A 13,652-nucleotide genomic window follows, 5' to 3' on the forward strand; every position below is an offset into this window, starting at 1 on the left:
GCCTCCCTCGCCCTGCGTAGGCTTCCGTCCCATGGCTCTCGGGTACGTCCGCCCGGCGCGTCCGGAAGACGCCGGCGAGATCGCACGCATCCAACTCGCGACCTGGCGGGTCGCCTATCGTCGGATCCTGCCCCGGCACGTGCTCGACAACCTGGACGAGGCGTGGCTCGCCAGGCGGTGGAGCGCGGCCGTGCAGGAGCCGCCCTCCGGCGCCCATCGGGTGCTGGTCGCCGTCGAACAGGCCGAGCAATCCTATCTGGTGGGGTTCGCCGCCTCCGGTCCGGCCGACGCCGAGGCGCTCGCCCCGGGTGAGCCGGCGGAGGTCCTCGGGCCGGACGTCGCCGCGGTGACGGACCTGCTGGTGGAGCCGCGCTGGGGCCGGCGGGGGCACGGCAGCCGGCTGCTCGCCGCGACCGTCGACCTGTGGCGTGCCGACGGGTTCACCCGCGCGCTGGCCTGGGCCTTCGACGGCGACGCGGCGACCCGCAAGTTCCTCACCAGCACCGGCTGGGAGCCCGACGGCGCGGCCCGCGCGCTGGACGTGGAGGACATGCTCGTCCCGCAGGTGCGGCTGCACGTGGCGGTGCCGGGAGAGGCGGATCCGGCGGACGCGACGCCCACCGAGGCGACGCTCCCGGACCTGACGCCGGGTGCGTCGTCGCCGACACCGGCGACGCCCGGGGACTGACCGGGCCGAGCGGTCCGGGGCCCGGACCGCACCGGGCCGGGGGTCCCCCGGACCCGGATCGCACCGGGCCGGGCGTCCCCGCGCCCGGATCGCACCGGGCCGGGCGTCCCCGCGCCCGGATCGCACCGGGCCGCGCTCCCCGGCCCGCCGGTGCCGGCGATCCGCCGGACACTGTCGGGGGTGTCGCCTACCGTGACCCCATGGTCGCGGTGGCGACGTCCACGAGAGGGAGGCATCGGGCATGTTCGCGGACACGATGGCGTGGAGCAGTTTCTCGGTGGACGACCCCGGCCGGGCCGAACGGTTCTACGCCGACACGCTCGGCCTGCGGGTGTCGCGGGACGACGCCATGGGCGGCCTGCTGACGTTGCACCTCGCCGGGGGCCGGGACGTGATGGTCTACCCGAAGGCGGACCACACCCCCGCGGCCCACACGGTGCTCAACTTCCCCGTCGACGACGTCGACCGGGCCGTCGACGAGCTGACCGCGCGCGGGGTGCGGTTCGCGCACTACCCCGGGATGCCCCAGGACGACAAGGGCGTCATGCGCGGCAACGGGCCCACGATCGCGTGGTTCACCGACCCGGCCGGCAACATCATGTCGGTGATCGAGGAAGGCTGACCCGGTCAGGCGCGCGGCGAGCCCTCAGTGGGCGCGACGAGTTCGACGACCAGTTCGTCGTCCTCCATCGCCCCGGTGGGCACAAAGCCGAGGCTCGTGTAGAGGCGGGCGGCCTGGGCGTTGTCGGGGTGGTAGGAGAGCCGGACGGGGTGACCGCCGTCCTGGCCGCCCAGCCACGCAGCCAGGGTGCGCACGGCCGCCCGACCGACGCCCCGGTCCTGTTCGGCCGCGTCGACCACCATGCCACCGATCCAGCGGGACCCGTCGTCGTCGACGCCCCACATCACGTGCCCGACGACGGTCTCGTCCGCGTACACCGCCAGTGAGGTCCACACGTCGGAGCGCATGGTCAGCAGCAGGTAGCGGGCGGCCAGCGCCGCCACCCACCCGCGCTGGTCGTCGCGCGGGGCGACGTCGGCCACCGCCCGCCAGTTGTCGTCGTCGACCGGGCGCAGGGTCACCCGGCGCCCGGCCCGGTCGGAGATTCCAGAATCGATCACCCGGGCAGCCTAGGGGCCGCCCGGGCGCCGCCGCCACGGGATTGCCCGTCAGTCGAGCAGGGCGTCCAGGCCGACGGTCAGCCCGGGCCGGGTGCGGACCGCGCGGACTGCCAGCAGCACGCCGGGCATGAACGAGACCCGGTCGTACGAGTCGTGCCGGATGGTCAGCGTCTCCCCCACGGTGCCGAAGAGCACCTCCTGGTGGGCGACGAGGCCGGTGGCGCGCACTGCGTGCACGCGTACCCCGTCGATGTCGGCGCCCCGGGCGCCCGCGACCTCGTCCTTGGTGGCGTCCGGCACCGGGCCGAGCCCGGCCTCGGCGCGGGCGGCCGCGACCAGCCGCGCGGTGTGCGTGGCGGTGCCGCTGGGGGCGTCCAGCTTGCGGGGATGGTGCTGCTCGACGATCTCGACCGACTCGAAGTGTCGGGCGGCGCGGGCGGCGAACTGCATCATCAGCACCGCGCCGATGCCGAAGTTGGGGGCGATCACCACACCCACCCCGGGCTTGTGTGCCAGCCAGCCGCGCACCCGCTCCAGCCGCTGCTCGGTGAAGCCCGTGGTGCCGACCACCGCGTTGATGCCCTGGTCGATGCACCAGTGCAGGTGGTCCATGACGACGTCGGGGGTGGTGAAGTCGACGACCACCTCGGCCCCGGCGTCGGACGCGGCGAACAGGCCGTCGCCCTCGTCGACCATGGCCACCAGCTCCATGTCGGCGGCGGCGTCCACGGCCCGGCACACCTCGACGCCCATCCGGCCCCTGGCGCCCAGCACGCCGACCCGGATCAGCTCGTCCGGGCTCTTCTCCTGCTCGTCAGTCACGGGGCACAACCTATCCCAATCGGGACGCGCGTATCCGGGCGGACCGTCAGCGGCCGGGACGCACATCCCGGGCGGACCGTCGGCCGCCGGGGCGCGGGCATCCGGGCGGGCGGGCCCCGGGCGGGAGTGCGGGACGGGTCAGCGGGCGGCGAAGTCGTTCGCGCCGAACGGGCCGACCACGGCCAGCGACATCGGCCGGCTCAGCAGCTCGGCGGCCAGGGTGTTGACGTCGGCCACGGTGACCGCGTCGACCCGGCCGAGCAGCTCGTCGACCGGCATCAGGTGGCCGTAGAGCAGCTCGCCCTTGGCCAGCCGGCTCATCCGCGAGCCCGTGTCCTCCAGCCCCAGCACGAACGAGCCCTTGCTCATCCCCTTGCCGCGGGCCACCTCGGCCTCGGTCAGGCCGTCGGCGGCCACCCGGGCCAGTTCGGCCCGGGTCAGCTCCAGCACCTCGTCGACCTTGCCCGGGGCACAGCCGGCGTAGACGGCGAAGAGGCCGCTGTCGGCGTACTGGCTGGCGTAGGAGTAGACCGAGTAGGCCAGGCCGCGCCGCTCACGGATCTCCTGGAACAGCCGGCTCGACATGCCGCCGCCGAGGATGTTGTTGAGCACGCCGAGGGCGAAGCGCCGCTCGTCGAGCCGGTCGATGCCGGGGCAGCCGAGGATGACGTGCGCCTGCTCGGTCTCCTTCGGCTCCACCAGGGTGGTGGCGGGCTTCGTGCGTACGGCCGGGGTGGCCGACCGGTGCGGCGCGGGCGTCGCCGGGTCGGTGTCCAGCGGGGTGCCGCGCAGCGCCTGGCGGACCAGCTTGACCACCGTGGCGTGGTCGAGGTTGCCGGCGGCGGCGACGACGATCCGCGGCGGGGTGTAGTGGCGGCGGTAGAAGCCCTGGATCTGCCGCCGGGTCATCGGCGTGACGGTCTCCTCGGTGCCGGAGATCAGCCGGCCCAGCGGGTGGTCGCCGTAGGCGGCCCGGGCGAAGAGGTCGTGCACCTCGTCGCCGGGCTCGTCGTCGTGCATGGCGATCTCTTCGAGGATCACGCCCCGCTCGGTCTCCACGTCGGCCGGCTCCAACAGCGAGTCGGCGACCGCGTCGCACATGACGTCGATGGCCAGCGGCAGGTCCTCGTCCAGCACGCGGGCGTAGTAGCAGGTGTATTCCTTGGTGGTGAAGGCGTTGGTCTCGCCGCCCACCGCCTCGATCTCCGCGGAGATCTCCAGCGCGCTGCGCTTGTTGGTGCCCTTGAAGAGCAGGTGCTCCAGGAAGTGCGCCGCGCCGGCCTGCGGGCCGGTCTCGTCGCGCGAGCCGACCGCGACCCAGACGCCGAACGAGACGCTGCGCATCGCCGGGATCGCCTCGGTGAGCACGCGCAGCCCGCTGGGCAGCACGGTACGGCGTACCGTGCCGCCCAGCGGGTCGTCGCTGATGGTGCGGGTCACCGCCCGGGAGGCGCCGCCGGAGCGGGCCGTCCCGGTGCTGCGGTGCGGGGCCCCCGCGGGGCCCGGGACGGACGCCACCCCCCGTCGATCCGGCGGAAACGGCGCGCTGACGGCCCGACTCACGTGTTGCTCCCAGATCGACGAGGGGTGGGGTGATGCGATGGTGCGGTGCGTCAGCTGCGCCGGGTGCGGCGACGCGGACGCTCGCCGCCCTCGCCACCCTCGCCGCCGCCTTCGCCGCGCTCGCCGCCGCCCGGTCCACGACCGCCCCGGTCGCCGCCGCGCTCACGGTCGCCCCGGTCGCGCGGAGCCCGGTCGTCCCGGTCCCGGCCGGCCGGACGCTCGCCGCCAGCGGCCTCGCCGGCGGCCGGCGCCTCGGCGCCCTCCGGGCGGACCTTGTCCAGGTAGATCTTGCCGCGGGCGTCGATGTCCGCGATCTCGACCTCGACCCGGTCGCCGACGTTGAGGAAGTCCTCGACCTTCTCGACCCGCTTGCCGTCGCCCACCTTGGAGATGTGCAGCAGGCCGTCGCGGCCCGGCAGCAGCGAGATGAACGCGCCGAACGCGGCGGTCTTGACCACCGTGCCGAGGAAGCGCTCCCCGGCCTTCGGCAGCGTCGGGTTGGCGATGCCGTTGATCCGGTCCACCGCCGCCTGAGCCGACGGGCCGTTGGTGGCGCCGACGTAGATCGTGCCGTCGTCCTCGATGGAGATCTCGGCGCCGGTCTCGTCCTGGATCGCGTTGATGGTCTGCCCCTTCGGGCCGATCACCATGCCGATCTTGTCGACCGGGATCTTGACGGTGGTGACCCGCGGGGCGTACTCCGACATCTCGGCCGGGGCCTCGATCGCCGCCTGCATCACGTCGAGGATGGTCTGCCGGGCCTCGTACGCCTGCTGCAGCGCGGCGGCCAGCACGTCCGACGGGATGCCGTTGAGCTTGGTGTCGAGCTGGAGCGCGGTGACGAACTCGGGCGTGCCGGCGACCTTGAAGTCCATGTCGCCGAACGCGTCCTCGGCGCCGAGGATGTCGGTGAGCGTCACGTACTCGGTCTTGCCGTCCACCTCGTCCGAGATGAGCCCCATGGCGATGCCGGCCACCGGCGCCTTCAGCGGCACACCGGCGGAGAGCAGGCCCAGCGTGGAGGCGCAGACCGAGCCCATCGAGGTGGAGCCGTTGGAGCCGAGCGCCTCGGAGACCTGCCGGATGGCGTAGGGGAACTCCTCGCGCGACGGCAGCACCGGGATCAGCGCCCGCTCGGCGAGCGCGCCGTGGCCGATCTCGCGCCGCTTCGGCGAGCCGACCCGGCCGGTCTCACCGGTCGAGTACGGCGGGAAGTTGTAGTTGTGCATGTAGCGCTTGCGGTTCTCCGGGGACAGCGTGTCCACCATCTGCTCCATGCGCAGCATGTTCAGCGTGGTGACGCCCAGGATCTGGGTCTCGCCACGCTCGAACAGCGCCGAGCCGTGCACCCGGGGCAGGACGCCGACCTCGGCGGTCAGCGGACGGATGTCGCGCGGGCCGCGGCCGTCGATGCGGACCTGCTCGCGCAGCACCCGGTTGCGCACCTCGGACTTGGTGAGCGACCGGAAGGCGGCGCTGAGCTCCTTCTCCCGGCCCTCGAAGCGACCGCCGAGCTCCTCGGCGACCTTGGCCTTGATGCGGTCGAGGGCCTCCTCGCGGTCGGCCTTGCCGGCGATCTGGAGGGCCTCGGCGACCTCGGCGCGGGCCAGGTCGGCCACCGCCGCGTAGACGTCGTCCTGGTAGTCCAGGAACACGGGGAACTCGGCGACGGGCTTGGCGGCCACCTCGGCCAGCTCGGCCTGCGCGCGGCACAGCTCGCGGATCGCCGGCTTCGCGGCCTCCAGGCCGCTGGCCACGATCTCCTCGGTCGGCGCGGTCGCGCCGCCCGCGATCAGGGTCACGGCGTGCGGCGTCGCCTCGGCCTCGACCATCATGATCGCGACGTCGCCGTCCGGCAGCGAGCGGCCGGCCACGACCATGTCGAAGGTGGCCCGGGCCAGCTCCTCGAGGGTCGGGAAGGCGACCCACTGGCCGTCGATGTGCGCGACCCGGGTCGCCCCGATCGGGCCGGAGAACGGCAGGCCGGAGAGCTTGGTCGACATCGAGGCGGCGTTGATCGCCACGACGTCGTAGGGGTGCTGCGGGTCGAGCGCGAGGATGGTCTCGACGACCTGGACCTCGTTGCGCAGGCCCTTGACGAAGGACGGGCGCAGCGGCCGGTCGATCAACCGGCAGGTGAGGATCGCGTCCTCGCTGGGGCGGCCCTCGCGGCGGAAGAACGAGCCGGGGATGCGGCCCGCGGCGTACATCCGCTCCTCGACGTCGACGGTCAGCGGGAAGAAGTCGAACTGCTCCTTCGGCTGCTTGCCGGCGGTGGTGGCGGAGAGGACGACCGTCTCGCCGAGCTGGGCGACGACGGAGCCGGCGGCCTGACGGGCCAGCCGGCCGGTGGAGAAGGTGATCTCACGGGTGCCGAAGGACCCGTTGTCGATCACGGCGGTGCGGGATTCGGTGCCGAGGTTGGTCTCGGTCATGGTGCTGTCGTGCTCCTTCGCATCGGGGGCCCACGACGCGGGGAGCTGCTCAGACGGCCGGTCTTCGATCGAAGCGCCCGGGTGGCCGGCGCGAGGCCGGGGTGCCCGGGGGCCACTACCGGAGACCGGTACGCTGACCGGCTCCCTTTTCAGGTGGTCGCGCGGCCCGGTTTTCGTGTGGCGGCGAAGCGGGGGAGCGGCCCGGTCGGGCCACTCCCCCGTCACGTCACCGGCGCAGACCGAGCCGCTCGATGAGCGACCGGTAGCGGTTGATGTCCTTCTTGTGGACGTAGTTGAGCAGCCGACGGCGGCGGCCGACCAGCAGCAGCAGCCCACGGCGGCTGTGGTGGTCGTGCTTGTGCACCTTCAGGTGCTCCGTCAGCTCGGCGATCCGCTTGGTGAGGACCGCGACCTGCACCTCCGGCGAACCGGTGTCGCCGTCGGCGGTCGCGTACTCCGCGCGGATCTTGGCCTTGGCTTCCTGGTCGAGCGCCATGTTCTCCCTGTTTCGTGGGTTGTTCGATGATGTCCGTCGGATCGGTCAGTGGACCGGAAACGGACCGGTACCTCGCACCCGCGGCGTCGTGCAGGCACGCGAGGCCCCACGTCGGTCAGCCGACGTCCCCGCCAGACTACCAGCCCTGCCGGGCGGCGGCCTGTCAAGGGGCGCGACGCGGTCAGCCGAGCACGCGCCGGGTCCGCTCGACGTCCTGGTTCATCTGGGCGATCAACGGCTCGATCGCGTCGTAGCGGATCTGCCCGCGCAGGTGCGCCACGAAGTCCAGCGCCAGCCGCTCGCCGTAGAGGTCGCCGGTGAAGTCGAGCACGTACGCCTCCACCCGCCGCTCCCGGCCGGAGAAGGTCGGGTTGGTGCCCACCGACACCGCCGCCGCCAGGGGCTCGGCGTGGCCCCGGCGCACCAGCCGGGCGGCGTAGACGCCGTCGGCGGGCACCGCCGCGTACCGGTGGCAGAGCAGGTTGGCGGTGGGGAAGCCCAGCTCGCGGCCGCGCTGGTCGCCGCGCACCACCACGCCCTCGACCCGGTGCGGGCGGCCGAGCGCGACGGCCGCCGCCGTCACGTCCCCCGCGTCGACGCAGGAGCGGATGTACGTGGAGGAGTAGACCGTGCCCGCCTCGGCGACCAGCGGGGCGCCCTCCACGGCGAAGCCGAAGGTGCGCCCGAGCCGCTCCAGCAGCGCCACGTCGCCGGCGGCCTTGTGCCCGAAGCGGAAGTTGTCGCCGACCACGACAAGCGTGGCGTGCAGGTGCTCGACCAGGATGTCGTGCACGAACGCCTCGGCGGGCAGCCGGGAGAACTCCGGGGTGAACGGCACCACGCAGAGCACGTCCACGCCGAGCGCCTCGATCAGCTCGGCCTTGCGGGCGGTCTCGGTGAGCACCGCCGGGTGCGAACCGGGGCGCACCACCTCGGCCGGGTGCGGGTCGAAGGTGACCACCACCGACTGCACGCCCAGCTCGCGGGCCCGGGACACGGCGTGCCCGATGGTCGCCTGGTGTCCCTTGTGCACACCGTCGAAGACGCCGATGGTGACGACCGACCGCCCCCAGCCGCCGGGCGCCGCGTCGTACCCCCGCCACCGCTGCATGCCGCTCCTCCCCTGCCTTCCGCGGCGGCCCGCACCGGCCGCCGTCCCCCGCCCCCGTCAGGCGGGGGCGAGCACGATCTCCGCGCGGGCCCGGCCGTCCCGCTCGCTGACGATAGCGATCAGCCCGCCGTCGGGGCCGAAGACCGCGTAGGGGCCGGCGATTCCCACCGGGTCGAGCGGCCCACCGTGGGAGAGCACCTTCGCCTCGTCGGCGCCGGCGTCGCGGCGCGGGAAGAACCGGTCGGCCGCCGCCGCCAGCGGCAGGTTCACCACCTCGGGGGCGCGCTGCTCCAGCTCGTCGAGGGTGGCGGCCTCCGCGAGGGCGAAGTTCCCGACGGCGGTACGGCGCAGCGCCGTCAGGTGCCCGCCCACCCCGAGCGCCAGGCCCGCGTCCCGGGCGATCGCCCGGATGTACGTGCCGGAGGAGCAGGTCACGTCGATGTCCACGTCGACGACGTCGGGCGCGTCGCGGCGTACCGCCAGCAGCTCCAGCCGGGACACGGTGACCCGGCGGGCGGGCAGCTCGACGCTCTCCCCCTCGCGCACCCGCTTGTACGCCCGCTGCCCGTCGACCTTGATGGCGCTGACGGCGCTCGGCACCTGGTCGATCTCCCCGGTCAGCGCGGCCAGGGCCGCCCGGACCGCCTCGTCGGTGACCTGCCCGGCCGGGGTGGTGGCGATCACGTCGCCCTCGGCGTCGTCGGTGACGGTGGCCTGGCCGAGCCGGACGGTGGCGGTGTAGCTCTTGTGCGCGCCGATCACGTAGGTGAGCAGGCGGGTGGCCCGGCCGACCCCGATCACCAGGACGCCGGTGGCCATCGGGTCGAGGGTGCCGCCGTGTCCCACCCGGCGGGTGCGCGCCAACCGGCGGATGCGCGCCACCACGTCGTGCGACGTCATGCCGCCGGGCTTGTCGACCACGATCAGACCGTCTGTGCTCACGACACCCAAGCCTGCCAGACCGGGCCGGACGCCCCGCCGCCGCCGTACGTCCGCGGCGGCACCGGAGCCGCTCGCCGCCCGCGCGGCGGCGGAGGCCGCCTCCGATGGTCGGCCGATGTACCGTCAGCCACTCGGGCGGGATCACGGCGGCGGGGGCGTACGGGATCACGTCCCGGGCGGCCGGGTGCGAAGATCATGCGCCCTCGACGGACCATTCACCAAGGACATGCCGATGACCAGTCCCCCACCGGTGGACGAGCCGTCCCCGCCGAGCCGGCCGGCTCCCCCGGCGTCCGGCGACGAGCCGGGGCAGGTTCCGGAGTGGCTGCGCCAGCCGGCCGAGGAGCATCCGGTCGGCGCCCTGGAACGGCTCCGCCTGTTCTGGGAGGAGCACACCCGGGCGGTCACCGCCGTGGTCGGGGGCGGACTGGTCCTCGTACTCCTGCTCGGCGTGGGGTGGTTCGACCTGTGGCGGCGGGCCGGGGAGCCGCCGCGCGGCTACCCGACGACCAGCCCGCCGCCGGGCGTCTCCGCGACGAGCGCCGCATCGCCCGCACCGCCCGCGTCGCCCGCCGACAGCTTCGCGGGCACCCCGGCGGCGGCCTTCGCCAAGGGGGCGGCCGGGATCACGCTGCCGCCCGCCCGGCGCACGGGTGTGTTCAGCGCCACCGAGGTGGCGGCGGCCCTCGCCGACGTCCGCGCGGTGCTGCTGCTCGCACGGCTGGACCGGAAGTTCCTGGCCGGTGGGGAGCTGGACCGGTTCGTGCGGATGTTCGCTCCGGATATCCGGTCGAGCATGCGAGCCGACTTCCGCACCGACTCCTTCGCCACGTACGCGACCCGGCTGGCCCCGGGCGCCCGGCTGACCGCCGACCAGCCCCGGGTCAAGGGACGGGTCACCTACCGGGCGACCCGGGACAGCGACGACATCCGGGTGCTGGAGATCACCACCAACTTCGTCTGGGCGTACGCGTTCCACACCCTCGACCCCACTCCGGGCGCCGGTGTGGTGGTCGTCCACGACACCGTCGTCTGGCATGTGCCGCATCCCGACGACGTCACGAAGGCGGGCGTCGGGCTCTGGCTCTGGAAGGCGGACTCGTACGCCTCGAACATGGACTGCGCGAAGTTCGACAAGGGTCTGCTGGATCTCGGCGCCCCGAGCTATGGCCTTCCGGTCGACACGGAGGACCCGGACGCGGTGTTCGACCCCGATCGTTCGCTGGACGTCGCAGACACCTGCTGAGCCGCGCACGACCACCACGCCCGGGTCGACCTCTTCGACCTGGATGCGCCCCGACCGGTCACCAGGCGGTGCTGAGGCTCAGCGCACCGCGCCGACCACGGCCCAGGCCCCGGAGCGCAGCCGCAGCAGCAGGGCGATCAGCCGGAGCACCACGAAGAGCGTGAGGCCCGCCCAGATGCCGCCGAGGCCGAGGTCGAGCCCGTACGCCAGCCAGATGGCGGGCAGGAAGCCGCCGAGCGCGGCCAGGAGGGTGAGGTTGCGCAGGTAGCGGACGTCGCCCGCGCCGATCAGCACCCCGTCGAGGGCGAACACGACGCCGGCCAGCGGCAGCATCGCCACGAACCACGGCCAGGCGAGCATGGCCTGCTCGCGTACCTGCGGATCGGAGCTGAACCAGCCGGGGACCACACCGGCGCCGGCGGCGACGAGCACGGCGAACGCCACGCCGCAGGCGCCGCCGAGCAGCGCGATCCGGCGGGCCAGGTGCCGGGCCGCGGCGTCCTCGCCGGCCCCGAGGGCGGCGCCGATGAGGGACTGGGCGGCGATGGCGAGCGCGTCGAGCACCAGAGCGGTGAAGAACCACAGTTGCAGGGCGATCTGGTGCGCGCCGACGGCGGCGGCCCCGAAGCGGGCGGCGACGGCGGTGGCGGAGAGGAAGCTGGCCTGGAACGCGACGCCCCGGATCAGCAGGTCCCGGCTGAGCGCCAACTGCTGCCCGATCAGCCTCGGGCGGGGGCGCAGCGAGACCCGTTCGGCGACCAGCGCCTCGGCGAAGAGCACCCCGCCGATGGTCTGCGCGATCACGTTGGCCACGGCGGAGCCGACCAGTCCGAGCCCGGCCGGATAGACCAGCAGCGGGCAGAGCACGGCGGAGAGCACGTTCGGGCCGAGCACGAACATCAGCGGGCGGCGCATGTCCTGCACGCCGCGCAGCCAGCCGTTGCCGGCGGCGGCGAGCAGCAGCCCGGGCGCGCCGAGCGCCGCGACCCGCAGCCACTGCGCGGCGGCGTCGGCCACCTCGCCGGGGCCTCCGGCGAGGGTACGCGCCAACGCCCCGCCGCCGATCTGCATGCCGAGCGCGACCAGCACCCCCACCCCGAGGGCCAACCACGACGCCTGCACGCCCTCGGCGACGGCGGACGCCCGGTCGCCCGCCCCGAACCGCCGGGCCGACCGCCCCGTGGTGCCGTACGCGACCACGGTGCCGAGCCAGGCGATGAGCGTCAGCACCGTGCCGCCGACGGCGAGGGCGGCCAGCGGCACCCGGCCGAGGTGCCCCACCACCGCCGTGTCCACGAGCACGTAGATCGGTTCGGCGGCCAGCACCACCAGCGCCGGAAGGGCCAGCGCGGCGATCCGGCGGGGCGCGACGGCGCGGGGTTCGAAGGCGACGGACTGGCTCATCGCCGCCGATCCTGGCACGGTCAGGTAAGGATCGCAAGCGGCATGGTTACTTACCAGGAGAGAGGTGGACGACGGTCACCGCACCGAGCAGGAGCACTCCCCCGACGAGCACCGGCACGGGCAGCGACTCACCCACGATCCAGCCCGCGAGCAGCACGGCGGTGAGCGGCTCCGCCAGGGTGGCCAGCGCGGCGGCGCTGCCGGTGATGCTGCGCAACCCGGCGTAGAACAGGGCGTACGCCACCGCCGTGGTGACCACCCCGAGGTGGAGCAGCAGGCCGATCGGCGCGAGCCGGGCCGGGACGCCGATCCCCTCGGCCAGCGCGATCGGGGCCAGCGCCAACGCGCCGACCGCCGCCGACACGGTGGTGAGTGTCATCGGCGCGACGCGCTGTGCGGCGTGCCGGCTCAGCACCGTGCTGGCGGCGTAGCCCACCCCCGAGCCGAACGCCGCGAGCAGCCCGAGCAGCGGGCGCGGCGCGGTCGTGCCCGGCTCCCCGACCGACACCGTGATCAGCACGAGGCCGATGACGCCCGCCACCAGGGCACCCAGCATCGTCCGCCCGGGCAGCCGCCGCGCGCGCAGCGACTCCCAGCCGAAGATGAGGACCGGGGCGAGCCCCAGGCTGACCACGGTGGCCACCCCGACGCCGCCCGACGCGACGGCGAGGAAGTACAACGCCTGGTAGCCCCCGAGCCCGATCCCGACGCCGACGAGGGCGACCGGTTCCGACCGCAGCGCCGCGAGCACCGGCCCGAGGCGGCGCGCGAGCAGGGCGACCAGCACCAGCGCGCCGATGGCGAGACGGTGGAACCCGATGGCCGTCGGGGTGAGCGTGGTGGACTCGCGGACGAGCTGCACGGCGACGCCGGTGGTGCCCCAGAGCACGGCGGCGCCGGTGACGTACAGCAGCCCTCGGCGTACGCCGCCGGCCGGGCCGCGGCGCGGGTGCGGAATGGACGGGGACGTGGAGGGGCCAGACAGGGACGTTCGGGACACAGGTGCGCTCCAGTGCGGATCGAGACGCTGACAGGGGACGACGTCTGTCGGAGCGCACGCACGACGAAGAGGCGGGCGTTACCACCTGGGTTCTGCGGCCCCGGTCAGGCGGGCCGCCGTGCGGAGGACCGGCCGCAGTCGCCGCACGCGGGGACGCGACCGGTGGTGGGGCGCTCCGGTCAGGAGCGCGGCGGGGGCAGAACGCCCTGGAACGGCCTCATGCCCGCACCCTAGCGCAGCACCGTCCCGGCGTGCCCCGGGATTTCGGTGCCCGTCGGCGGCTCGGGCTGGCCGTCGAAGTACTCCGCCATCAGGCGGTCGACCCACTCCGGTTGCCGGACACCTTCCGGGAGGAACTGCCGCATCACCGGCTTGACGTCGAGGACCGGGGTGCCGTCGACCGCGTCCAGCCCGCGTACCCGCAGCTTTCGGCCGCGTGCCGAGACGACTTCGCAGACGGTGCAGCCGATCCGGTTGGGCCGTCGCGGCCCGCGGTCGGCGAACACCCCGACCTCGGGCAGGTCGGCCCGGCCCCGGGGCCGCGACGGCGGCCGGTAGTCCTGCCGCTCGGCGAGGCGGTCGAAGAAGAAGACCACCTCCACGTGGGAGAAGTCGGCGAGCCCGGTGAGACATGCCTCCCCGAAGCGCGGCTCGACCACGATGGTGCTCACCACGTCGCCCCAGTGGTCCGACTCGCCCGGGTCCACCCGCCCGTTGTGAACCCGACCGATCGGGGTCACGGTGATCGTCGCCCCGGTCGCGAGGCACTCGTCGGTCTTCCTCGGGTCGGTCATCGGATTCCCTTCGTTCACAGGTGGCGCGG

12 protein-coding genes and 1 pseudogene are annotated in these 13,652 nt (G+C 74.2%); 3 read left to right on the plus strand and 10 right to left on the minus strand.

Annotated elements, in window-relative coordinates; all coding sequences use genetic code 11:
* Positions 1 to 31 precede the first annotated feature (31 nt).
* Positions 32 to 604: pseudogene (locus ACGFNF_RS03880) on the plus strand (GNAT family N-acetyltransferase); the annotation flags it as partial.
* Between the two features lie 325 nt (positions 605 to 929).
* On the plus strand, positions 930 to 1,310 hold the full coding sequence (locus tag ACGFNF_RS03885; RefSeq protein WP_357577385.1) for a VOC family protein: 381 nt from the start codon (positions 930 to 932) through the stop codon (positions 1,308 to 1,310).
* 5 nt (positions 1,311 to 1,315) lie between these two features.
* On the opposite strand, the gene ACGFNF_RS03890 is transcribed toward ACGFNF_RS03885, so the two are convergent.
* The 7 genes from ACGFNF_RS03890 to truB form a co-directional block, all read right to left on the minus strand.
* Positions 1,316 to 1,810, minus strand: coding sequence for a GNAT family N-acetyltransferase (locus ACGFNF_RS03890; RefSeq protein WP_393165578.1), 495 nt, complete (start codon positions 1,808 to 1,810; stop codon positions 1,316 to 1,318).
* 48 nt (positions 1,811 to 1,858) lie between these two features.
* Positions 1,859 to 2,632, minus strand: a complete 774-nt coding sequence (gene dapB / locus ACGFNF_RS03895) for a 4-hydroxy-tetrahydrodipicolinate reductase (protein WP_151454661.1) — start codon at positions 2,630 to 2,632, stop codon at positions 1,859 to 1,861.
* A gap of 138 nt (positions 2,633 to 2,770) precedes the next feature.
* Positions 2,771 to 4,195, minus strand: a complete 1,425-nt coding sequence (locus ACGFNF_RS03900) for a M16 family metallopeptidase (RefSeq protein ID WP_393165580.1) — start codon at positions 4,193 to 4,195, stop codon at positions 2,771 to 2,773.
* A 50-nt stretch (positions 4,196 to 4,245) separates the two neighbouring features.
* On the minus strand, positions 4,246 to 6,630 hold the full coding sequence (locus tag ACGFNF_RS03905) for a polyribonucleotide nucleotidyltransferase (protein ID WP_393165582.1): 2,385 nt from the start codon (positions 6,628 to 6,630) through the stop codon (positions 4,246 to 4,248).
* 226 nt (positions 6,631 to 6,856) lie between these two features.
* Positions 6,857 to 7,126 (minus strand): 30S ribosomal protein S15, encoded by a 270-nt coding sequence (gene rpsO / locus ACGFNF_RS03910; RefSeq protein ID WP_357577390.1) that lies wholly within the window; start codon positions 7,124 to 7,126, stop codon positions 6,857 to 6,859.
* Positions 7,127 to 7,307: 181 nt separating this feature from the next.
* The gene (locus ACGFNF_RS03915) at positions 7,308 to 8,237 is read right to left on the minus strand and encodes a bifunctional riboflavin kinase/FAD synthetase (protein ID WP_393165584.1); all 930 of its coding nucleotides are present in this window, start codon (positions 8,235 to 8,237) and stop codon (positions 7,308 to 7,310) included.
* Between the two features lie 57 nt (positions 8,238 to 8,294).
* Positions 8,295 to 9,179 (minus strand): tRNA pseudouridine(55) synthase TruB, encoded by an 885-nt coding sequence (gene truB / locus ACGFNF_RS03920; RefSeq protein WP_132232838.1) that lies wholly within the window; start codon positions 9,177 to 9,179, stop codon positions 8,295 to 8,297.
* A gap of 232 nt (positions 9,180 to 9,411) precedes the next feature.
* On the opposite strand from truB, the gene ACGFNF_RS03925 reads away from it, so the two are divergent.
* The gene (locus ACGFNF_RS03925; RefSeq protein ID WP_393165586.1) at positions 9,412 to 10,425 is read left to right on the plus strand and encodes a hypothetical protein; all 1,014 of its coding nucleotides are present in this window, start codon (positions 9,412 to 9,414) and stop codon (positions 10,423 to 10,425) included.
* Between the two features lie 78 nt (positions 10,426 to 10,503).
* Here ACGFNF_RS03925 and ACGFNF_RS03930 read toward each other — a convergent pair whose 3' ends face one another.
* The 3 genes from ACGFNF_RS03930 to ACGFNF_RS03940 all read right to left on the minus strand — a co-directional run bounded on the left by ACGFNF_RS03930 (position 10,504) and on the right by ACGFNF_RS03940 (position 13,623).
* Positions 10,504 to 11,829 carry an MATE family efflux transporter gene (locus ACGFNF_RS03930; protein ID WP_393165588.1) on the minus strand — a complete coding sequence of 442 codons (1,326 nt, stop codon included), beginning with the start codon at positions 11,827 to 11,829 and terminating at the stop codon, positions 10,504 to 10,506.
* A gap of 46 nt (positions 11,830 to 11,875) precedes the next feature.
* Complete coding sequence (locus tag ACGFNF_RS03935) at positions 11,876 to 12,829, minus strand: DMT family transporter (protein WP_393165590.1); 954 nt, start codon at positions 12,827 to 12,829, stop codon at positions 11,876 to 11,878.
* 230 nt (positions 12,830 to 13,059) lie between these two features.
* Complete coding sequence (locus ACGFNF_RS03940; RefSeq protein WP_393165592.1) at positions 13,060 to 13,623, minus strand: SAM-dependent methyltransferase; 564 nt, start codon at positions 13,621 to 13,623, stop codon at positions 13,060 to 13,062.
* Positions 13,624 to 13,652: the final 29 nt, after the last annotated feature.

It is taken from the genome of Micromonospora sp. NPDC048868 (assembly GCF_043198195.1).
Taxonomy (GTDB): Bacteria; Actinomycetota; Actinomycetes; order Mycobacteriales; family Micromonosporaceae; genus Micromonospora; species Micromonospora reichwaldensis.

Coding starts and splice junctions, on each gene's coding strand:
- ACGFNF_RS03885 (WP_357577385.1), top strand. CDS start 930: ATGTTCGCGGACACGATGGCGTGGAGCAGTTTCTCGGTGGACGACCCC.
- ACGFNF_RS03905 (WP_393165582.1), bottom strand. CDS start 6,630: ATGACCGAGACCAACCTCGGCACCGAATCCCGCACCGCCGTGATCGAC.
- rpsO (WP_357577390.1), bottom strand. CDS start 7,126: ATGGCGCTCGACCAGGAAGCCAAGGCCAAGATCCGCGCGGAGTACGCG.
- ACGFNF_RS03915 (WP_393165584.1), bottom strand. CDS start 8,237: ATGCAGCGGTGGCGGGGGTACGACGCGGCGCCCGGCGGCTGGGGGCGG.
- ACGFNF_RS03925 (WP_393165586.1), top strand. CDS start 9,412: ATGACCAGTCCCCCACCGGTGGACGAGCCGTCCCCGCCGAGCCGGCCG.
- ACGFNF_RS03930 (WP_393165588.1), bottom strand. CDS start 11,829: ATGAGCCAGTCCGTCGCCTTCGAACCCCGCGCCGTCGCGCCCCGCCGG.
- ACGFNF_RS03940 (WP_393165592.1), bottom strand. CDS start 13,623: ATGACCGACCCGAGGAAGACCGACGAGTGCCTCGCGACCGGGGCGACG.